Genomic DNA, 22,155 nt, shown 5'->3' on the forward strand with positions numbered 1-22,155 from the left:
TTACGCAACGTGTTCTTTTCGTTACACTTACAGTAATGACTTATTGGAGGCAGTTCATTATGGATTTTATTCACCGACCTACGACAGAGGTTGCGAAAGACTTACTTGGCGTTAAACTCATTTATGAGAGTAATCAAATGACTTATACGGGTTACATCGTAGAGACGGAAGCGTATTTAGGTTTTGAAGATCAAGCCGCACATGGCTATAAAGGTAAACAAACACCTAAAGTACGTTCGCTTTATCAGTTAGGTGGAACCATTTATGGTCATATGATGCACCGTTATCTGCTCATTAATTTTGTTACTCAAGCAAAAGGTGTTCCAGAAGGCGTACTGATTCGTGCAATAGAACCAGAGGATGGCATTGAAATGATGATTCAAAATCGAGGTAAATCAGGTTATGAGCTCACAAATGGACCCGGTAAATTTACTACTGCGATGCAAATTCCACGTACTATAGATGGCACTCGGCTCAATGAAGGCCGTTTAAAAATAGATACAAAAAACCGTAAATATCCACGCAACATCGTTGAAAGTCCACGTATTGGTATTCCTAATAAAGGTCAATGGACACATAAACCTTTAAGATATACTGTGCACGGTAATCCTTACGTCTCTCACCAACGTAAACGGGATTATATACACCCTGATGAGACTTGGAAATAGAAAAAACGCACGCGATGATTCGTTCGCGTGCGCTTTCTATTATGCTGCTTTCTTTCCTTTAAACATACCTAAATGAATTGATATAAAAGTACATAATATTAAAATAACTGGATAAAATGAATATTGGAGTACTTCTAAATAAGACACATTGCCGAATTGTTCGGCCATTAACATTCCACTATCGTGAGGTAACACCATTAAAGCACTTGCGGCAAAGATATCCAAAATACTTGCCATCCGTTTCGGCGGAATTTGTGAAGCATCGCCAATTTCTTTAGCGATAGGTGCTGCAATTAAAATTGCAACGACATTGTTAACGAGCGCTGCTGATAAAATACCCGATAAAATCCCCATTGCATACTCAGCACTTTTGCGCCCACGTGCTTGCTTTTTCATCGTTTCGACAATCCAATCAATACCACCGTAATATCGAATCAATGCGACAAGCCCAGAAATTAAGAAGGCCACTAAAAAGATACTAAACGTAGATTCCATACCTTCTCCAACTTTGGCTGTCCATTCAAAGAAGTGCAAATGACCACGAATCATACCGATAATGCCTGTTAATACAATCCCTGAAAGTAAAACAAACATGACATTCATGCCGGCAATTGCGGCAATTAATACAAATAGATACGGGATGATATCGAAGAAATTGAAGGACAAGTCACCTTTAATCTTACCTGTGCCTCCTACAATCGCATAAATAATAAACGTAATGACCGCAGCGGGTAATGCAATCATAAAATTCGCTTTAAATTTATCTTTCATATTTGCGCCTACCCCTGTAGTTGCTGCAATCGTAGTATCAGAAATAATCGATAAATTGTCCCCAAAATACGCACCAGCAATCACAGCCGCTGCAGCCGCTGCAACATTTAAATCTGCAGATTGTGCGACTGCAATGCCGATAGGTAAAAACGCAGCTTGTGTGCCGGTTGATGTGCCCATTGCCGTAGCTACAAATGCACTCATCGCAAAAATACCTGGAATTAATAAACTAGGTGGTATTATTGACAATCCCATATTAACTAATGCGTCTTGACCGCCTGATGCGCTCGCTGCACTTGCAAATGCCCCTGCAAGTAATAAAATCAATCCTAATTCAGCGATACCTGACGACCCAGCATTTTCAGTAAAGATTTTTACTTTTTTTGCTAAAGGGGTACGTCTATCATAAGCGAGCCAAGCGATGGCAATGGCAATCATAATCGCAACATGTCTCGGTAGTTGATTAAATGCTTCGTCTTTTCCTATGATTGTAAAAAATAATCCTACACCAACATATATAATTAAAAATACAACCAATGGCAATAACGCTAATGCCCCATAATGTTTCTGACTTCGTAATTCGTTTGACATGGGTGACGCTCCTTAATCCATAGTTTTATGATATGAATTATACACCCATATAACAATTTGACAAGTCTAACTTTTTTTAAAGTTAAAATTGTATGCGTATACACCCTTTAATATTCACTTGTACACTTGTTTTTACTACATCGTAAATACTTTTGTAGGGTGTTGTGCTTCTATAGTAGGCATCACAAATTTCATCATTAATTCATGCATGATGACTTCATCTTGCGTTTCGAGCATTAAAGTTAAATGATGAATAGTACTGTCATCTAAAGTAATCGCGTTGAGATTCAAACGGTTCGATTGATCAATATTGACCTCATCTGTAACTAACGTTTCTCCAAACTGATCAAGAATACTGTAAGTGATTTGAGGTGCACCTTCGATATCTTTAATATTTAAGGTAGGTTGTAACAAACCTGTTTCAGATTCATATTGACAATATATATCAAAATCTTCTATACGATCATAAGCACGCGTAACAATATAGATGTCATCTAGTAAAATGTTGGCAGACGGATATGTTGCATCATTGCATTTTTGATAAGCTATTATTTTTAATTCATGACTACCCGAGGTAACGAGATGTGTGATATCGATACGGTGATATGTGTCATCTGGTTCTATATAAGAAACGATGGCGTCATCAATAACAATCAGCATCGGACATAGAATGTCATGAACATATAAATGGTAATCTTGAGCTTTGTCATAATCATCTACCATAAATTGTGCTGTTAACGTTGTACAGACATTTGGAACCACGGCGTTATCTTTTTGCCCTTGATGCGATACGTGGTCCAGCAATAATGATGAGTAATCTTCAAATTTGCTGACAAATTGGACAGGTATACATGCTGCCGCTTCTTCTTTTTGAGATATATTAAAATATTCTTGTTTATTCATAAATGGTGTTAAAAGTCTAGGAGATGAAATACGATTTTGATTTTTATAAGGGGTAATGCGTTTTTTTTCTATATACATAATAGACCTCCAATAAATAAGACTACACTTTTTTGTACTTTCATAACTTAACACACTTTTTTCACTTGTAATATATTACTATCATTCAAAAACATGGTAAAATGTTTCCATATTAAAGGAGTTGTTCTCGTGCAATTATTATGGAAATTATTTAAAAAGAATCATTTTGAAGCGAATATTGATGAATGTGGTATTGAAATTGGCACCCCTAATGTAAGTTATCAATATACAGTTGTAAAGCCTGCTGTATTACACATTATTATGTCTGGAACAGGAACGTTCACACACCAACACACGTCTTATGAGTTAAAAGCAGGAGATATGTTTTTATTACGAGAAGGCATGCGTGTCCATTACGAAGCGTCAACTGATGATCCATGGACCTATCATTGGGTGGGTTTTAGCGGAAACTTAGCAATGGACTATTTAAAACGCACCACGCTCATCGACTGTCCTGTCGTATTAAACCAAGATACTTCGAAACTTTCCAAATTAATGTATCAAATATGCGAACGTGCCATCACCTATGAAACCACAGCATCTGATGATATTCACCATTTAAGTGACTTATATAAATTATTATTTTTACTAACACAACTTTCTCCTAAACCTTTTGAAAGCCATCCTAATGAAATATACTCTAGCGTACAAGCCGCTGTGAATTATATGAATCAACATTATATGCATACGATTTCGATTGATGATGTGGCACAGCATGCTAAAGTAAGTCGCAGTTATTTATACAAATTGTTTATGACGTGGATGGATCAATCGCCTCAACAATACCTAGTCTATTTACGGTTATACCATGCATCCTCAATGCTTAAAACGACTTCAAAGCCTATTCAAGAGATTGCTCAAAATGTCGGATACAATGATCCGTTATTATTCTCAAAAGCGTTTCGTAAGCATTTTGACATGCCCCCTTCAACGTATCGGAAGATGTATAAATAATTTAAACATTGCAAAATAGGTATTTTACACGTAAACATGTATTAATCTCTTTAACATAAATTTAATATAGATTTTTATTTCTCATGTAGTATAATAAACTGACGTGAGCGTATAAAGCGCTCTCATTATTTATACGAGGAGGATAACCCAGCATGATTGAATTAAATGAAATATCAACCTTGTGTCTTGCCGTGTTTCTTTTACTCATAGGGCACGCCATTGTCAACAGGGTCGCTATATTTAACCGTTTGAGTATCCCGTCCCCGGTAATAGGTGGTTTAATATTTGCAATCTTAGCAGCTATTTTATCTAGCACAGGCATTTTAACAATTAAATTAAACGGAAAATTTTTCCAAGACTTTTTCATGTTAGCCTTTTTCACTACAATTGGTTTAGGTGCTTCATTTAAGCTCCTAAAGTTAGGTGGAAAGGTCCTTATTGTTTATTGGGTACTTTGTGGTGTCCTTGCGACAATGCAAAACGTGATTGGTGTTTCCCTTTCAAAAGTATTAGGTATTGATCCATTACTTGGTTTAACTGCAGGGGCAATGTCAATGGAAGGTGGCCATGGTAACGCCGCAGCTTATGGACAAACTATCCAAAACTTAGGCGTTAACTCAGCTGTAACAGCTGCACTTGCTGCCGCAACACTTGGTTTAGTCGCAGGTGGTCTTATTGGAGGTCCTGTGGTTCGTTATTTAATTAAAAAACATGATCTTGCACCGAAACAAATTGAAAACGAACAAAAAGACTACTCTGAAATCGATGAAAATACACATTTACATAAACGCTTTTCATTTTCGGAAGTGTTTTTTATTCAAATAGCCATTCTGCTATTCTGTATGGCAGTTGGCACATACTTAGGGGAATTATTTACAGATTTAACAGGATTTAACATTCCACTATATGTTGCGGCAATGTTTATCGCTGTAATCATTCGCAACATTTCTGAATACGGAAACTTAAACTTAATTGATTTAAAATTTACAAACCGTATTGGTGATATTTCGTTAGGTGTTTTCTTATCATTAGCGTTAATGAGTATTAACATTACGGAAATTTACGACTTAGCGTTACCTCTTGTTATCATCGTAATATGTCAGATTATTTTCGTGGCATTATTCTCAATCTTTATCGTCTTCCGATTACTCGGAAAAAATTATGATGCTGCCGTAATGATTGGTGGATTCATTGGTCACGGCTTAGGTGCTACACCGAATGCGATGGCAAATTTAGATGCAATTACGAAGAAGTTTGGTAACTCTCCAAGAGCCTATCTTGTTGTACCAATTGTAGGGGCATTTTTAGTTGATTTATTAGGGGTACCAATTATTACAACATTTATTAATATTTTTAAACCTTAAAAAAAGTCTGGCATTCGTGCCAGACTTTTTTATGATTGTCTTACAATTTCCCATTCATATGGACTTTTTAATTGAGACCAATCCGCATCGATTTCGTGACGATTTAAAAGACAAGCATCCAAGTCTTTTTCAATTTGTGCCTTATCTAAATCGATTCCTATAATAACAAGTTGTGTGTGACGGTCACCATACTCAGGATCCCAATCTGCACGCACATCTTCACGTTCTTGTAAAATCGCCGCACGTTCCGCTTTAGGCATCGCTGCAACCCAATATGTTACAGGATGAATGTCCACAGCTGTTCCTGCTTGAGACACTAAACAAGCGACATTGTTATATTGTGCTAGCCAAGCAATCCCTTTCGCACGCACGATAGATTCAGACATATGCTCTAACCATTCATTAAAGCGTTCAGCATGAAAGGGTAAGCGTCGCTTATATACAAAGGACGAAATACCATACTCTTCTGTTTCAGGTGTATGTGTTTCGTGCCCTCCTGCTTCTAACTCTTGTAACCATCCTGCAGATTGACTTGCTTTTTCGAAATCAAATTTTCCAGTATCCAATACTTTGTCTAAGGATACTTCAGAATTAACTGTTCGGATGATTTCTGCTGATGGTTGTAATTTACGTAACATTGCCTCTAAACGATTTGCATCTTCTTCTGATACTAAATCTATTTTATTTAAGATCAGCACATCGCAAAATTCTATTTGATCAATGAGCAAATCTGCTACTGTACGCTCATCTTCTTCTCCTACTGCTTGATCTCGATCAAGTAACATATCTCCAGACTGATAATCATTTATAAAGCGATTCGCATCAACAACGGTTACCATTGTATCTAATTGACAGATTTCTGTTAAATCAATACCTAGTTCCTCATCGACGTATGAGAATGTTTGTGCTACGGGTACTGGCTCTGAAATACCTGTTGATTCAATAACAATATGGTCAATACCCCCTTTTTCAACGATACGTTCCACTTCTTTTAGTAAATCTTCACGTAAAGTACAACAAATACATCCGTTAGATAACTCTACTAATTTTTCATCTGTGCGTGATAAGCCCCCACCTTCAGCAACTAAATCCTTATCGATATTGACTTCACTCATATCATTTACAATCACAGCGATGCGTCGTCCTTCACGCTGATTTAAAATATGATTTAGTAAAGTTGTTTTCCCTGAACCGAGATAACCACTCAAAACTGTAACTGGTACTTTCTTCATGATTAGACCCTCCACTTTTAAATCGTAATTGTTACGATTTAAAAGTATACGCCACATTTTATTACAATGCAATAGACTGAGAAAAATTTGAGACAATAAAAAAAAACAGGGACATAGGGCCCCTGTTAATTAAAGAAGCCAAAAAAATTCATTTATATATGAACTTTATTGGCTATTATCTATCCAAATAAATTTAATCTTAGTGATGTACCGTGTAATGAATTGTGATTGATTCTTTAAGTGAGACTTTTGGAGCATTAAGACGGAACCAAAAATTGAAATGATTTGTGTCCCAGTCCTTGTGAAATATTTATTTTATTCAACTTAGTATAGTTGTCGTTGTTGAATCCATGATTTTAAGTAATCATCTATTACAATAGAAGATTGACGTAACGAGACGATATCCTTAACGTTTAACAGCGTCATGATTTTTACCATCTGTTCATGAAACGCATTTAAATAATCAATGCCAGCCGCTACACCTTCTTCTTGAACAACTTGAAGAATATGACGTGACATACCAATGCCCTCTGCGCCTAATCGCAATGCCTTAATTGCATCAAGCGGGTTTCTAATGCCCCCACTCGCTAAAATATGAATACGGTTATTCAGATTACGTGCTTCTAATAGTGAAACAACTGTAGACTGCCCCCATTCTTGCATATATGACATATCCTTTAGTTTCCGTCTTTCATTCTCTATCGCTGCAAAATTGGTACCACCTTTGCCACTAACGTCAACATACGTGACACCACATTGAATCAGTGAACGAATGGTTTCATAGCTCATGCCAAAGCCGACTTCTTTCACGATAACTGGCACATGAACACCTGCTACAATCCTCGCAATCGATGCTGACCAGTGTTCGAAGTTTCTATTTCCTTCTGGCATAACCAATTCTTGCGGGGCATTGACGTGAATTTGTAGCGCCGCTGCATCTATCATCTCAATTGCACGTTTTGCCTCTTCAAGTGTCGCATCTGCACTCACGTTTGCCCATACTTCACCATCAGGGTTTTCTTGTCTCACAATCGCAAATGACTGTTTCACTGCATCATTGTTTAACGCAGCATGCATGCTACCCACTGCCATGGGTATACCGACTTCGCGTGCGACTTGTGCCAATTTTTGATTGATCTCTAATGTCCAATCTGATCCCCCTGTCATCGCATTAATATATAATGCTTTTGACAATTGAAAGTCTGGAAATTGCGACACCATTGTTACATCACGCGTATTCATATTCGGGATCGCATGATGGACAAAATGGATGCGATCAAATTCTGATATTGGTAAAGACGATTGTGCTAACGCTAATTTAACATGTTCATTTTTTCTCATCTCTCTTTGATTTACCAACCTGCATCCCTCCATATACTCGTATCAATTTAACTATATCACATTTATATGTGTAGACATGCGTGAAAGTTATAAAATAGGTTAATATAGTATTAATGAAAAATTGTTGAAGGAGTGTGACTCATGTTACAATTTCCATTTTATGATAAAAATGACGTTCAAGAAGCTTGGATAGATCGGAATGGTCATATGAATGATGCTGAATATGCACGTGTTTTCAGTTTAGCGATTGATCACTTTCACAATCAAGTAGGTTTAACAAATGTGGAACGCGATGCACGTCAATATACAGTCTTTACATTAGAAACACATATTTCTTATTTAAAAGAATTAAAAAAAGGAACACCGTTTAAAATTGAAGTTGCAATCTATGATATGGACGATAAACGGATCCATTTCTTTTTAACACTCATAAATGAAAATACGAATGAAACTTGTGCGACAGCCGAAACGATGATGATGGGCATGAGTCGTAAAACTCAAAAGCCTGCACCATTTCCCGACGATATCTTTGCACAAATCCAAACCTATGCTCAGTCTCAAGGTAACCTTGATTTTCCTCAACAGCTCGGTCATCAAATAGGTATTCCATCCAAAAATTAAAGTAGACCTGTGCACGACTTTGAGCCCCATTAAGTAAAACGAGGCTGGCAGATAGCAAATTTATTAATTTAAAATAAGCTAACAAAATTCATTTATACGTGAACTTTGTTAGCTATTTTTTATCTATATATCGGTTTAGTCTTAGTGAAGGACACTATGATGCATTGTGATTGATCCCTTAGCCGAGACTTCTGAGGCATATAGCCGCAACCGAAAATCCATTTTGAGAGCAACAATCTAAGACTATTGGCTTTTACAATATATAAGGCAGTAGCTGACTGGATTGCGTATGCGCTTAAAAGCTTTCCGCAATTAGGCTATTGACCACCTATTCACGCATGTTCATAGGTGTACTGAAGACGTAATTCATTTCATTTCTAACGTCTTCATGCACCGGCGGGCATTACAACGAAATCAATTAGATTTCTGTAATGCTCCCTAGTTGAGGTAAGGCGCCTAGAAAAGCGAGGCGTTAGGGACAATCATAGGTTTAATGATGTATGTCCTAATCCCATTGTTTTATGCGTCTACAGCGCCACGTGCGATCATATCTTGTTTAGTCACAATAGGATAATTTTTGAAAATTAATGATCCTACAAACCCCCAAATCGTACCAATCACTGCCATTATCACACCGTATATTAAAACGCTACTCCAATGATTAAAACCAAACATCACTAAAAATCCGGCAATTGGTGTTGCTGTACCTGTTGCATCATTTATCATGCCACTCATCGCAATCACTAATCCTGCTGATGCGCCGCCTAAAAAATTAGTGATATAAACAGGTATCGGATTCGCGGATACGATATCTGCTTGGGATAGAGGTTCTATACTCACTGAAATCGTTGACTTACGGTCACCTAATTTTAATCTGTGAAATAATGTCCCATTCATAAATGCAGAACTGAAAGCAGCCATCGCCCCTACTGCCATTGGCACACCTGTTAATCCTAATAGTGCCGTTAAGGCCATCGAACTTAATGGTGCAGTACCTACAACTGTAATAATGCCGCCTAAAATGATCCCCATAATGATTGGATTGACATCCATTGAACTTTTAATAATGTCACCTATTTTAATAAGCGTACTATCGACAACTGGTGACAAGCCAATTGCAATCAGGCGTGCTAAAGGTGCAATGACAATCACTGCTCCTAATAAATCCAACCCATCTGGAACATATTTCTCAGTATATTTCATTAAATAACCGATGATATATCCAGCGAAGAATCCCGGTAGTAAATCCATGCCTCCACATGCTGCAGCGATAACAAGTGCATAAACGGGTGAAACACCAATTGCTAACGCAGTTAAACCAGCAGCTGCCACGCCACCAAGTCCACCAGCCGCATCTCCTAATTGTTCCAAAAACTTTATGCCAAATACTTGACCGCCAACGTATTTGTTAAAAGCTTCAACTAAAAATGAAGCAATTGCCGCATTGGCTAAGGCGCCCATTGCACGCATCCCACTTGGCGCACGATATGTAAATAATGTAAAAATCACAAGTACTAAAACTAAAAACAACGTCCCTATTAATAAATCCATGCCTTACCCCTTTCAATAATCGTCTTGTGCTATTTGCGTTCGAAACTTTTGTGATCACTAAGATGTAATGATTCATCACAAATTTTATTTTACTAAAAAAAATACATGATTGCACGGAACAATCATGTATTTATATATATTTCTATTTGTTATACGTTCACGAAATAGACTTATTTTATTATGTCACATACATATGACTGATGGATGATCATTATTTTTAAATGCGTATTCCCATACATTACGGTTGATTGATTGTTTTACGTATTTGCTTCAAAACTTTACGTGATTCTACAATTGGATATAATGGGAAAGCAGTTACCATATCTTTGTATTGATAGAAATGAATTGGCTGTAACTCTGCATTAAAATAAGATTCTAATTTCAACATATCTGGATAAAACAATTCAATCGTGCCTCCGAACATATATACTGGTGGCAATCCTCGTACTGGTCCATATAAAGGTGATATTTTAGGATGTTTTATCTCCAAATCATCAGCCCAGACTTTTGCAATCGATTGTAAACTCGACACATTATGCAGAGGGTCTTTCTTTTGAACCTGTTCCGTGATATCAGGATTAGACAAAGATAAGTCAAGCCATGGTGATATTAAATACACTTGACTAGGCAAAGGTAATTCTTGCTCTTTTAAATGTTTTTGAACAAAGCTTAGCGCCATGTTCGCACCTGAACTATCTCCCATAATGACGATGTTTGAAGGTTCTGTTTCTTTTAATAAGCGACGATACGCTTGTTCAATGGCTTCATGAGTCTCTTTATACGTATATTCAGGTGCTTTTGGATAAATTGGTAATACGACTTCGTGTAACGTCTCATATGCGAGTTTATCCATAAACCGCCAATGAAAAACAGAGGGTTGCAATACAAAAGTACCACCATATATGTAAAGAATTTTATTTTTTATGTGATGACCAAAATTGAAACGGAAGACTTGCATATCATCAAACATATCTTTCACCAAATTAGACTTCACATTAATTTGATCCGGTTGTTTATGTTTCTCTTTATTTAAAACTTCTCGCTTTTCAAGAAAAGCATCGATTTCAGCTTGTGACTTAAATTTAATATGACGTTGATGAGATAAATAACGCCCCATCAAGTTACTCATAACGTAACGTTTCAATACAATCCCTCACTTTACCATTAATTAATATGAATAGTTCTATTATAATACGTTTTAAGTATGAATGCTTTCATATTTTTGGAAAATATTTCTATGACATTATTAACGCTACACTTCGTTAACAGTTGTGGCAACCTTAAACGCAATTTATAAACCATGCGCTTTATACTTAACATCGACTAAACACATATCACTACTCGGTAACCGCTTCGTCAACTGAACCCTTTTCGTCTCTTTTAGGTTTACCTATGATTTTATAAAAAGTTATACTATAATATGTGTTATATTTTAATCTTAACTTTAATTTGAAGAAACTGAAAGGAGTCTTTATGAAAGTTTCAAACGAATCATCTCAGGAATTTGAACACCAATTCCATAATCATTCATTACATAAAACGCAATTAAACCCTAAAAAACGTCGCTCCTGGATTAGTTTTATTTTGACACTAATTGCATTAGTATTGTCAGCAATTGCTGCATATCATATGTACTTCAATACATTATTTAAAATGAACTTTATAGATCAAACCGTTAACTATCAACAGTTTAAAAATGTGATACAAGAGTTAGGGCATCAATCTTTAATAGATACGCGTGACTTGGAAAGCAACCTCAATATATTATTAATGATGATCCATGTCTTTTTCATATTGGTATTCATTAATATTGTACTTTCAATATTAATTCTTGTTTTTAATCGTACATTGATTAAATTATTGAACGTTGTGATTGCACTATGCGCGACACTCATTCCGATTGCCATCCTTTTTATGATTCGTGAAGCGGCTCAAGCATTAGCATCTAAATTCTCACACTATTTAGGAAACCTTGAACCATCTGCACTACTCACAGAAGCAAATGGTTTACACAACGCGATTATTTTCTCAAGTATCGCGACATTATTCTACTTTATAAGTTTATTTTTTAGAAATAGACGACCTAAACTATAACCTTATTTAAAAAGGATAGACGTGAAATCGTGACATCCCTCACATGTCATTATTTCACGTCTATCCTTTATTTCTTAATAAAAGGTTACATTAAAATTTAGAAAAACGATAGCGCATTAATGTTTGATAAATATGGTCCATTTTTGATGCATCAAATTCCGTGTTTGAATCAATACGCCACTGATTTAAAGATGAAATAATCGCTGTCTGGACATATCCAAATACTTCTGATGGAAAACGTTGATCATGTGGCAAAGCATTGATATGGCTTTTTACATCAGTATGTACAGTTTGCGTAAAAAATTGAACTAACATTTTATAAAAATTAACATCGCTTTCTTGCATTTTTAAAATGTCTCTAATCGTAGGATTCAACGTTTGTTCAAGACAAGTAAATGGTTGAACCATCCTTTGGTTAATATCATTTTTGAAATAAGGTTGTGTTGATGCTTCAAATACATGTAATAATAGTTCATTTTTATCTTTAAAATGCTTGTAAAAAGTGGTTCTGTGCACATTCGCTTCATTACAGATTTGATTAATAGTAATTTTTGAATAACGATGCGTTTGAAGTAATAGAATTAAAACTTCGGTTAACTTGGATATTGTTTTAATAATGCGTAAGTCTTGCTTTTGAATTCTAACCACCCCATTCCCCCTTTATAAAAATTTACATTCATTATACATTTCGTAATTAAATAATAAATACATTAAAATGGTACTTAATCATGTGATACATTAATCTACAATCAATCTAATCTGTAGAAAAATTGAGTTTTAATCAACTCTTAAAAACCCAACTTATCCTATAGTAACTGATTCAGTGAATTAATTCTAAAGATATGCATAATTATTATTCCTTTTTTATTACATATTAATCTTCAATCTTTGAAAAAAACTCAATTACTTATTCATATTGTCTTAAACTTTTTATAAACAATACAATAACCTGATAATTTTAAGCATACGAAAAACCTTCAAAGTCCATCTTCTGATAAACTTTGAAGGCTAATTTAAAAATACACTTATGTCGATTGTGAAAAGGGTAAAGCTCGGATTATTGATAACGTTCATAGTTAACAATTTTTAATTGTTCTGCGTCATCGTTACCTTTTAACAAATAATGCCCTTGTTCATTGCGTCCTTTATTATCCTCATTTTGAACAATTACAGAATAAAATTGCCCATTTCGACTGACATTCATTATATTAGAAGATTTAATTGAAGAAATACGATGATTTTTGATATCTGACACTAAGTTATCGTAAAATGGACTATCTTCTAAAACAAATTTAGACAAACCTTTGGGTGAATGTGAATCATTTACTTCATCTAAGGTTCCTGTGTATGATTTAAAAAAATCATCAATTTTATTTAAAATATTATCATCCTGATCTTTATTATGTTCCTCAATTTCTGATTCATCAAAAGACAATGTTACCGCATTTACTGTTTTAAGGTCATTTTTCTTGATGACTTTCTCTTCCGTTTTAAAGGTTTTACCATGACTTTTACCTTCTGCTTGAATCGTTAAGTCCTTATTTACTGGAAAAGGTCCGAAACCTTGTTCACTTGTATAAGGTAATCTTTCTCCATTTATAATCACTGTTTTCTCCTGATTTAATCCTGCTGTATTTTTAAGGTTGATATCGACTTGTGCCGTTTCAAAATCTTCAGTGACTTTCATTACTTCATTTTGACTCGATTTAGAATTAAATCGTAATTTCCCGTCAAATGTACCCCTATCCGTTTCTTTACGTGCAGGGATGACATAATCTCCTGGTATGTAATTTCCTAATGAGACGGTTTGTCCCTTTTTAGCAACTACATTTTTAGGACGGCCGTCTGCTTCAAAATGATACGTCGCATCTAAGTTCGCTTTGACTTCTGCTTGTTTTGTAGGAGCTTGAAAACTTAAATTATCAAATATTAAATATCGACGCCCATTTTTACTAATACGTAAAACATCGACATGATCTTTTGTCTTAATATATTTACCTACTGTACTGTTTTTGTCCAATTGATGTACAGTATGGTAGACATTTTTTTCAAATTGACGCATGCCAATTTCTTTTTTTATGAATTGGATATACGTTGCTGCTTCTTTTCTCCCTACTTTATTAGCTTTAGAGCTGAGCAATGTTGATACTCTAGAAGCATCATCATTATCGATTGCGTTAACTAATAATTCTGCTTGTGCTTCTGGAGAGTTATAATTCCTTAACAATAAAAATAGGATGATTAATAAAATAAGAATAAAACCAACAATTGCAATTGGAATCATTTGCCTCATTTTAATTTGCTTGGCACTTTGTTCAGCTTCTTCTCTTGTCTTTAATTTTGGCGATGTATGCTTCAATGACTGCTTAGAAAATGAAACTTGATGATAGCAATAGGTACACCTCATGTCTTCACCAAGCTGATGGTGGTTACAATGCGGACACTGTTTCATTTTGCATTCACACCTCCTTACAGCGCTTAGTAGTGTAACTTATTTTATGTCACTTTTAATCTTACCGCCTCATTCATTGGACGTATGGTCATGATAAAAGTGTTACATTTTTTTTAAATGTGCTTTTACGCGTTGATCAATTTGCTCTAATACTTCACGTGTTTGTTCAATTTGATCAATCGGAATATCTGACAACATTTCAGAAGCCAAATCTGCAATGATACGTCTCGACTCTCTTACATAATTTACACCACTCTCAGTGAGCGCTATATATTTCAGTCGTTTATCATAGGAATACTCTAAATGTACCCACTCTACAAGTTTTAATTCGACTAGCTTTTTTACACGTCTACTTACAGCCGCTTTATTCACCCCTTGGCGTAGGGTAATTTCAGTTAATGTTAAAGCTCTGTCATGCGATAACATTAGTAAAACACTAGATTGTTCATTAGATATCCCGTATTTATTGCGCAAATCTTTTAATAGCGTCGCCGTGAGTGCATTTAAATTCACCATAAATTCTCCCATAAAACCGACATGCATCGACATCTCTTTAGTCATTTTAATTCCACCTCGTCTTTGTACGTTTTGTTATTTCACTTGTTATGATACCCATTTCAGTTATTTCTCTATTTATAAATCACCATGTATAATAACCATACACAATTAAAACTGTATGGTATATTATTACAACAAAATAACGTATACCTGTATTCAAAAGATGTCTTTTAAAAATATCAATTGAAAGGTAAAAGGGCATTGCTCATGTATTTCGTCTCACCTATTATAACATCTCTCATTATAAGTTTGCTTTTTATTATTTCAGCAAAACGTAATTTTAATGTTCGTATAGAACTATTTAATGTGTTGTTAATTCTAAACATGATTTTAGTCACATTTAATCAATTTACACAATTTCAGCAATGGCGTCAATACGCTTTCGTCGTTATCATGATGCTTTATTTATTATGGTTAAAACGTGCGCACCTTCAAACAAAACATGGCCGACAATTTGTATTAAAGATAACCTGTTACACGTTGGCACTTCTAGGACTATCACTTGGCATCGAATGCATTACGCCAATTGTTCCTTGGTGGCTGTCATTACCATTACAATTTTCCGAAATTTTTATATGGGTATTTTTATTGACTTGGCCGATTTACCTCTATTTAACGCACCTTTTAACAATACGCTTACCTCAAAAAGGCGTGGACACTTTAATTGTGTTAGGTGCTGGCATCTATACTGAAAACGTAACACCAATGTTAAAAGCACGTTTAGATTGCGGTCTCACCCTATATCGTCAGTATCAAATCAAAAAATATATCGTATCTGGCGGACAAGGGCCTGATGAACCAATATCTGAAGCTTTAGCAATGTATCGCTATTTAAAACAACACAACGTTCCATGCCATACTATTAAAATGGAAGATCAATCTACAAATACCGTCGAAAACTTTAGATTTTCGAAGCCATTATTTACAGAAAAACATGGTATGTGTGTGACAAGTGAATTTCACGTATTACGAGCACTCCGTATTGCACAGCGACATGGTTTATATCTTTTAGGATACGGTGCACCTTCACCAATCACTTTACGTGCAAAAGCGTTGCTTCGAGATTATTGTGGATTGCTACTGTACTATCCTAGTTTATGGTGTATTTATGTCATTTTTCATATCATTCTAACGATCATATTAATGTCATAATTTTCTAAAAATATATATTCACACGTTTGGAAGTTTGTTATACTCGACCCAATCCATTTAAACGGAGGGATTGGACATGTCTACTCAATTAGAAAAAAACAAACTTATGACACGCTTTCTAAATTTTGTTGAAAAAACGGGAAATAAATTACCTGACCCTATTATATTATTTTTCAGCTTATGTATCGTCTTAGCAGTCGTCACTGCAATCGTGTCACAATTTGATACACGTGTAAAACATCCGGGTACTGGCGAAATGATTTCCGTAAGAAATGTTTTAAGTCATGATGGTGTTGTGATGTTTTTAAATGATGCAGTGAAAAACTTTTCTACTTTTCCAGCATTAGGTATCGTCCTCGCTGTAATGCTTGGCATCGGCGTCGCAGAAAAAAGTGGTTATTTTGATAAGTTAATGGTGCATATTGTTTCTATCGCACCTGAAAGAGTGCTTTTGCCGGTCATTATATTTGTGGGCATGTTAGGAAATATCGCTGGTGATGCTGCACCGATTGTGTTACCCCCATTAGTTGCCATGATATTTATTAAACTTGGCTATCATCCAGTTGCGGGGTTGGCATTAGCCTATGCAGCCACTTTAGGAGGTTTTGCTGCTAATATCTTTATCGGGTTACAGGATGCATTAGTTTATGCTTTTACTGAGCCTGCTGCACATTTAATTGATAAAAGTGTCAAGATGAATGTTGCAATGAATTGGTATTTTATTGCAGCAAGCACATTCTTTTTATTACCTATTTTATGGTATGTCACAAAACGTATTGTTATTCCACATCTTGGAACATATGAGTCGTCACAACTTAACACGGACGAAACAATGAATAATGCATCGATTTCACCTAAAGAAGCACGCGCCATTCGTTTCGCAAACATCAGCTTTTTGATCACACTCATCACGCTCACACTTTTAGCGCTACCCGAAAAAAGTTGGTTGCGAAATGCTAAAACTGGAAGTTTAATAGATGATTCACCCTTAATGAATGGCATCGGTATCATCCTCATTATAATCTTTATTATCCCTGGATGCGTATATGGGATTAAAGCGGGTACGATTCGAAATTCAAAAGATATCGGTCGGATGTTAACTGAGTCGATGGCTGCGATGGGTAATTTTATTGTTATCGTATTTTTTGCTGCACAATTACTTGCATTTTTAACATGGAGTCACCTTGGTATTTTTATTGCTGTAAAAGGCGCTGAAGCATTAAAACATCAAAATGGTGTCGTTTTAATTTTAGGATTAATCCTTCTCAGTAGTCTTATTAATTTACTTATAGGAAGTGCTTCTGCGAAATGGGCATTACTTGGACCAATCTTTGTACCTATGTTACTTTTATTAGGATTTCATCCTGCATTTACTCAAATGATTTATCGTGTTGGTGATTCTATCTCAAACCCTATCACACCAATGATGCCTTATCTGCCATTATTACTCACCTATGCACAAAAATACGATAAAAATATGAAATTAGGATCATTGATTGCCAGTTTGATGCCTTATACGATTTTCTTAGCCATCTTTTGGACAGTATTTTTAATTATATGGTATTTGCTTGGCATCCCAGTAGGTCCAGGTGGTCCTATACATCATCATAAATAATGTCATGATAATGATGTCTCATGCATGTAAGCGTCTACCTACATACGTGTACTGCAATATCAACAAAAAGGAGTGGGACTGTGAAATCATAATGATTCCAGTCTCACTCCATATTTATGAAAGTCACTGATTTATTTATCGGTCTTACTAATTCTATTTGGATACGATTTTGCCGTCATCTAAATAAAGCATACGATCGGCATAATCAAATAAACGTTCATCATGTGTTACCATAATCCCTATTGTCCCTTTGGATTGAACTTGTTCTTTAATCATTTCAACAACTTCTGTCGCACGTTTCGCATCTAAACTCGCTGTTGGTTCATCTGCAAGTAACAACTGTGGCTTGTTCATCCAAGCGCGCATAATCGCAACACGTTGTTTTTCTCCTCCAGATAACATATGCGGATAGGCATCAATACGGTGGCTTAATCCGATGTCATCTAATAATTGTTTCGCGCGTATTTCCGCTTCTTTTTTCGACATCCCAGCCTCTTTCCCTACTATAATCAACTGGTCTTTTACCTTTAAATACGGAAGTAAGTGCGAAGATTGAAAAATAAATCCAATATTTTTTAATCGTTTCGTTGTTAACGCTTTTTGTGATAACCGACCAAAATCTTCACCGTTTAAAGTCATCTGACCTTCTGTTGGTGATAATAATCCACCCATAATACTTAATAAAGTTGATTTACCTGAACCCGATGCGCCGTTTAATATAATGAATTCCCCTGGTTGAACCTCAAAATTTATCCCTTTTAATACCTCTGTTTTCGCGTCACCTTTGCCAAACGTTTTAATTAAATTATTTACTTTTAAACCCATTAGTTGCCGCCTCCAATCGCTTCAATCGGATCTACTTTAAGTACACGTACAAGTGATAATAATGCGCCTATAATTGCCACTGCTATAAATACGACTACCATAATCAACATCAAATTAGATGTTAAATGGAACGGCATGGTAACTGGCATGATTAACGATAATGCAGTAATAATACCTAATGCAAAACCGACTCCTAAAAGTGTCACAAATAAAATTTGGAACAGTAGTGATCCTAATAAATGTCCTGTTTTAATACCAATTGCTTTTAAAATACCAATTTCAGATGTTTTTTGAATGGTCATGACATAGAAAAATGCAGTGAGCACAATTGCTGTAATAACGAATAAGCTGACGATCATCATTGTTAATGGCGCTTGCTCAGCTTGATAACTTGGAATACCATCAGTGAGGTCTTTTTGAGTCACTACTTTTACATCTTTGATGTCTTTTAAGTCTTGAATTTGCTTGTGACTTAAACCTTTAAGAAAATACATTGATGTAGGCGTATGATTGTCGGTCACTTGGTCTAATCCTTTTTCAGTAACCAGCGCAAAATCTGTATGTGCATACATCGCGTGATTAAAGAAACCTGTGATTTTGAATTCCTGGTCTTTACCTTTAATTTTAATTGTATCGCCGATATTTAAACCTTCACCTTCTAATTTACTGTTTAATGCGACTTCATGATTGTTTTGAGGATACTCCCCTGATTTCAATGAAGGTTGTTCATTTTTAGGCATTGATCCAAATAATAAATCACTATTGCCATCTTTATATTGTGCTGTTGCCATACTTGCTTTAAATGGTGCTGTCTTCACGATTTTTTCAATTTCTCTTTGTTGGTCTGGACTAATATTTGAACGCTGGATTTGATTATCTGCATCTTTTTGTATCACAAATTGTTCTGATTTAAATTGATCAATAAGTGATACATTTTCACGTGCTAAACCTTTGGCTAGTCCTGATATAAATAACACCATACTCGCTAATAGCACGACGATAAATGTGATAAGCAAATATTTGAATTTGTAAAACTTCAATTCATTTAATGCTATTTTCATAATTAAGCTCCCCTTTTCTTTACCTTGTAGCCACATTATAAAAAGGGTTTATGAACTGAATATGAACAAATGTCAAATGTCTAAATTTTTTTCGTTAGTGAAATTAAACACGCTAGGTTTCTAAAAAGGATGTCATACATGTTGATAAAATGAACGTTCATTTACGCAAGACGTGATTACACCTATAATAAGAATAGAAAGAGAAGATAAAGGATGTGAAACCAATGGCTGTAACATGTTTAATTGTTGACGATGATCCAGAGATTTTGGACTATGTTGCTTCAAGGATTGAAAAAGAGGGTTATCAAGCTGTGAAGCAACCGAGCGGAGAAGCTGCTGAAGCTTATGTCGCTCAACATGATATTGATATTGCGATCGTTGATATTATGATGGATGAGATGGATGGATTTGAACTTTGTCAAATCTTGAAGTATGACTATAACTACCCAGTCATTATGCTTACTGCTCGAGATGCTTTAACAGATAAAGAACGTGCGTTTTTAGCTGGAACAGATGACTATGTAACTAAGCCATTTGAAGTTTCGGAACTTATGTTTCGCATTAAAGCGGTGTTACGTCGATACCAAATTCAAACGAACGTTCACTTAAAATTAGGAAATTTAGAAATAGATCAAACTCAACTTGAAGTGAAAGTGGATAATAAAGGCATGATTTTACCGAATAAAGAATTTGCGTTACTGAGTTTACTCGTTTCTTATCCTAAACAAGTATTTGAAAGAGAAGCATTAATCGAGAAAATTTGGGGATTTGATTACGATGGCGACACGCGAACGGTAGATGTACATATTAAACGCTTACGTGCACGTTTAAAAAAATTAGGTGCCAATGTGCAAATCGAAACTGTACGTGGTATCGGATACAAGGTGACCGACAATGCTTAAATCCCTATATACGCGCGTCGCTTTGTACACACTTACAGTTATGATCATTAGCTCTATAGCCAGTTTCTTACTCAGTAATATTTATTATCACTTTGAATTAAAAGCTCAAAATGATGCGAAATTAATGACTACGCTTCAACATGCGCATGAATATGATCGCGCATCCAATGACAAAGAACTTCATGATTATTTCAAACTCCTAGGTCATTTGAACTACCAATTGAAAGTTTATGACTCGTCTCATCATAGCCACTTTTATGGCGAACCTTTCCGCAAAGATAACTTACCGCCATCAACAGTCGATAGCGTATTACAAGGCGAGAATTATCATGGCGTGAAAGAGCGACCTTTCAATCCGATTATCACAGGCTTTTTTGATAATGAAACACAAAATACCGTAGGAACCTCATTTAAAACCAAGAACCAAACATATGCAGTGTTTATGCGACAAGATGTTGGACAAGCACTCGGAGAATTCCGCATATTTTTATTTGTATTACTTCTTTTATTAGTTAGCTTTTCAATTGGTCTTGTCATATGGTCTACCTATTCTATTGTGAAACCGGTAAAACAGTTAAAAATTGCGACGCAACGCATGATGGATGGTGATTTTAAAACACCTATTTCGAAAACCCGGGATGATGAAATCGGTACGCTTCAAGAACACTTTGATTCCATGCGTCGTGCTTTAAAGCAGTTAGATGATATGCGCCAACACTTTGTTCAAAATGTGTCCCATGAAATCAAAACACCGTTAACACATATTCACCATTTACTCAGTCAACTTCAAGTGGAACACTCTAAAGCGCAACAATCACAATATATTCAACAAATCTATGATGAAACACACCGGTTGAGTCAACTGACACGTCAATTGTTACTCCTTTCCGAGTTAGATAACGATGAACATTTAGCTTTTGACGATACCGTGGCTTTAAAAGATACGATTTTAGATATCATTAAACATGAATCCTATAATATGGATCAAAAAAACATCGTCTTGTTACATGATTTATCAGCATTGCAAGTAAAAGGTAATCAACGTTTATTAACTCAAGCCATCGAAAATGTCATACGTAACGCCATCAAATATACACATCAAGATGGCATGATTGAAGTCACTTTAACGGCTAATACGATTAATAATAATGCTCAACTTACTATTACGGATGATGGCCCTGGTATATCTAAAAAAGCTCAAGAACACATCTTCGAACGTTTTTATAAATCTACTTCTCATACAGATAGTAATGGCTTAGGATTAGCCATTACACAAGATATTATTTTACGTCATCATGGAGAAATCAAAGTTGCAAGTATGCCGCAAGAAGGCACAACATTCACAATTACATTACCCTTAGCATAACACCTTACAATAAAAAACCTTCTAACACTCAGGTGACATCAATGTTAGAAGTCATT

The 22,155-nt window shown here is 35.4% G+C and carries 20 protein-coding genes and 1 pseudogene; 10 read left to right on the plus strand and 11 right to left on the minus strand.

The window, feature by feature from the left end:
• Window positions 1-59 precede the first annotated feature (59 nt).
• Window positions 60-668 carry a DNA-3-methyladenine glycosylase gene (locus tag CD172_RS04965; protein WP_103345637.1) on the plus strand — a complete coding sequence of 203 codons (609 nt, stop codon included), beginning with the start codon at window positions 60-62 and terminating at the stop codon, window positions 666-668.
• Window positions 669-707: 39 nt separating this feature from the next.
• Here CD172_RS04965 and CD172_RS04970 read toward each other — a convergent pair whose 3' ends face one another.
• A complete protein-coding gene (locus tag CD172_RS04970) occupies window positions 708-2,030 on the minus strand; it encodes a Na+/H+ antiporter NhaC family protein (RefSeq protein WP_037566621.1) in 1,323 nt (440 codons plus the stop codon).
• 135 nt (window positions 2,031-2,165) lie between these two features.
• Window positions 2,166-3,011 (minus strand): hypothetical protein, encoded by an 846-nt coding sequence (locus tag CD172_RS04975; protein ID WP_103345638.1) that lies wholly within the window; start codon window positions 3,009-3,011, stop codon window positions 2,166-2,168.
• 129 nt (window positions 3,012-3,140) lie between these two features.
• On the opposite strand from CD172_RS04975, the gene CD172_RS04980 reads away from it, so the two are divergent.
• Together CD172_RS04980 and gltS are read left to right on the plus strand one after the other, a co-directional pair.
• Entirely contained in the window at window positions 3,141-3,965 is an 825-nt protein-coding gene (locus tag CD172_RS04980; RefSeq protein ID WP_103345639.1) for an AraC family transcriptional regulator, read from the plus strand.
• 152 nt (window positions 3,966-4,117) lie between these two features.
• On the plus strand, window positions 4,118-5,329 hold the full coding sequence (gene gltS / locus CD172_RS04985; protein ID WP_060551692.1) for a sodium/glutamate symporter: 1,212 nt from the start codon (window positions 4,118-4,120) through the stop codon (window positions 5,327-5,329).
• 29 nt (window positions 5,330-5,358) lie between these two features.
• On the opposite strand, the gene CD172_RS04990 is transcribed toward gltS, so the two are convergent.
• Entirely contained in the window at window positions 5,359-6,561 is a 1,203-nt protein-coding gene (locus CD172_RS04990) for a GTP-binding protein (protein ID WP_037566615.1), read from the minus strand.
• Between the two features lie 324 nt (window positions 6,562-6,885).
• Window positions 6,886-7,902: a type 2 isopentenyl-diphosphate Delta-isomerase gene (gene fni / locus CD172_RS04995; RefSeq protein ID WP_404829333.1), complete on the minus strand. Its 1,017-nt coding sequence runs from the start codon at window positions 7,900-7,902 to the stop codon at window positions 6,886-6,888.
• A 141-nt stretch (window positions 7,903-8,043) separates the two neighbouring features.
• Here fni and CD172_RS05000 point away from each other — a divergent pair, with 141 nt between their 5' ends.
• Window positions 8,044-8,523 (plus strand): thioesterase family protein, encoded by a 480-nt coding sequence (locus CD172_RS05000; RefSeq protein WP_103345641.1) that lies wholly within the window; start codon window positions 8,044-8,046, stop codon window positions 8,521-8,523.
• Window positions 8,524-9,042: 519 nt separating this feature from the next.
• Here the strand turns inward: CD172_RS05000 and CD172_RS05005 are convergent.
• On the minus strand, window positions 9,043-10,032 hold the full coding sequence (locus CD172_RS05005) for a PTS sugar transporter subunit IIC (protein WP_234022025.1): 990 nt from the start codon (window positions 10,030-10,032) through the stop codon (window positions 9,043-9,045).
• Between CD172_RS05005 and CD172_RS12940 the strand changes: the two are divergent.
• A pseudogene (locus CD172_RS12940) lies at window positions 9,992-10,075 on the plus strand (hypothetical protein); the annotation flags it as partial. The gene CD172_RS05005 and the pseudogene CD172_RS12940 sit on opposite strands and share 41 nt — an antisense overlap.
• A gap of 237 nt (window positions 10,076-10,312) precedes the next feature.
• Here the strand turns inward: CD172_RS12940 and CD172_RS05010 are convergent.
• Window positions 10,313-11,218, minus strand: coding sequence for an alpha/beta hydrolase fold domain-containing protein (locus CD172_RS05010; protein ID WP_060551697.1), 906 nt, complete (start codon window positions 11,216-11,218; stop codon window positions 10,313-10,315).
• A gap of 329 nt (window positions 11,219-11,547) precedes the next feature.
• Here CD172_RS05010 and CD172_RS05015 point away from each other — a divergent pair, with 329 nt between their 5' ends.
• Window positions 11,548-12,168 (plus strand): hypothetical protein, encoded by a 621-nt coding sequence (locus CD172_RS05015; RefSeq protein ID WP_103345643.1) that lies wholly within the window; start codon window positions 11,548-11,550, stop codon window positions 12,166-12,168.
• 90 nt (window positions 12,169-12,258) lie between these two features.
• Here the strand turns inward: CD172_RS05015 and CD172_RS05020 are convergent, their stop codons facing one another.
• The 3 genes from CD172_RS05020 to CD172_RS05030 form a co-directional block, all read right to left on the minus strand.
• Window positions 12,259-12,816 carry a TetR/AcrR family transcriptional regulator gene (locus CD172_RS05020; RefSeq protein WP_060551699.1) on the minus strand — a complete coding sequence of 186 codons (558 nt, stop codon included), beginning with the start codon at window positions 12,814-12,816 and terminating at the stop codon, window positions 12,259-12,261.
• 409 nt (window positions 12,817-13,225) lie between these two features.
• Window positions 13,226-14,620, minus strand: coding sequence for a membrane-associated protein TcaA (locus tag CD172_RS05025; protein WP_103345644.1), 1,395 nt, complete (start codon window positions 14,618-14,620; stop codon window positions 13,226-13,228).
• Between the two features lie 102 nt (window positions 14,621-14,722).
• Window positions 14,723-15,181: a MarR family transcriptional regulator TcaR gene (locus CD172_RS05030; RefSeq protein ID WP_085622662.1), complete on the minus strand. Its 459-nt coding sequence runs from the start codon at window positions 15,179-15,181 to the stop codon at window positions 14,723-14,725.
• A gap of 204 nt (window positions 15,182-15,385) precedes the next feature.
• Between CD172_RS05030 and CD172_RS05035 the strand changes: the two genes are divergently transcribed.
• Entirely contained in the window at window positions 15,386-16,330 is a 945-nt protein-coding gene (locus CD172_RS05035; RefSeq protein WP_103345645.1) for a YdcF family protein, read from the plus strand.
• 76 nt (window positions 16,331-16,406) lie between these two features.
• The gene (locus CD172_RS05040) at window positions 16,407-17,945 is read left to right on the plus strand and encodes an AbgT family transporter (RefSeq protein WP_103345646.1); all 1,539 of its coding nucleotides are present in this window, start codon (window positions 16,407-16,409) and stop codon (window positions 17,943-17,945) included.
• A 153-nt stretch (window positions 17,946-18,098) separates the two neighbouring features.
• On the opposite strand, the gene CD172_RS05045 is transcribed toward CD172_RS05040, so the two are convergent.
• Window positions 18,099-18,770: an ABC transporter ATP-binding protein gene (locus tag CD172_RS05045; protein ID WP_103345647.1), complete on the minus strand. Its 672-nt coding sequence runs from the start codon at window positions 18,768-18,770 to the stop codon at window positions 18,099-18,101.
• On the minus strand, window positions 18,770-19,831 hold the full coding sequence (locus tag CD172_RS05050) for an ABC transporter permease (RefSeq protein ID WP_103345648.1): 1,062 nt from the start codon (window positions 19,829-19,831) through the stop codon (window positions 18,770-18,772). The genes CD172_RS05045 and CD172_RS05050 overlap by 1 nt, the downstream gene beginning before the upstream one ends.
• 224 nt (window positions 19,832-20,055) lie before the next feature.
• Here CD172_RS05050 and CD172_RS05055 point away from each other — a divergent pair, with 224 nt between their 5' ends.
• On the plus strand, window positions 20,056-20,733 hold the full coding sequence (locus CD172_RS05055) for a response regulator transcription factor (RefSeq protein WP_037566594.1): 678 nt from the start codon (window positions 20,056-20,058) through the stop codon (window positions 20,731-20,733).
• Complete coding sequence (locus CD172_RS05060; protein WP_103345649.1) at window positions 20,726-22,099, plus strand: sensor histidine kinase; 1,374 nt, start codon at window positions 20,726-20,728, stop codon at window positions 22,097-22,099. Before CD172_RS05055 ends, CD172_RS05060 begins: the two co-directional genes overlap by 8 nt.
• Window positions 22,100-22,155: the final 56 nt, after the last annotated feature.

This window comes from Staphylococcus agnetis (assembly GCF_002901865.1).
Taxonomy (GTDB): Bacteria; Bacillota; Bacilli; order Staphylococcales; family Staphylococcaceae; genus Staphylococcus; species Staphylococcus agnetis.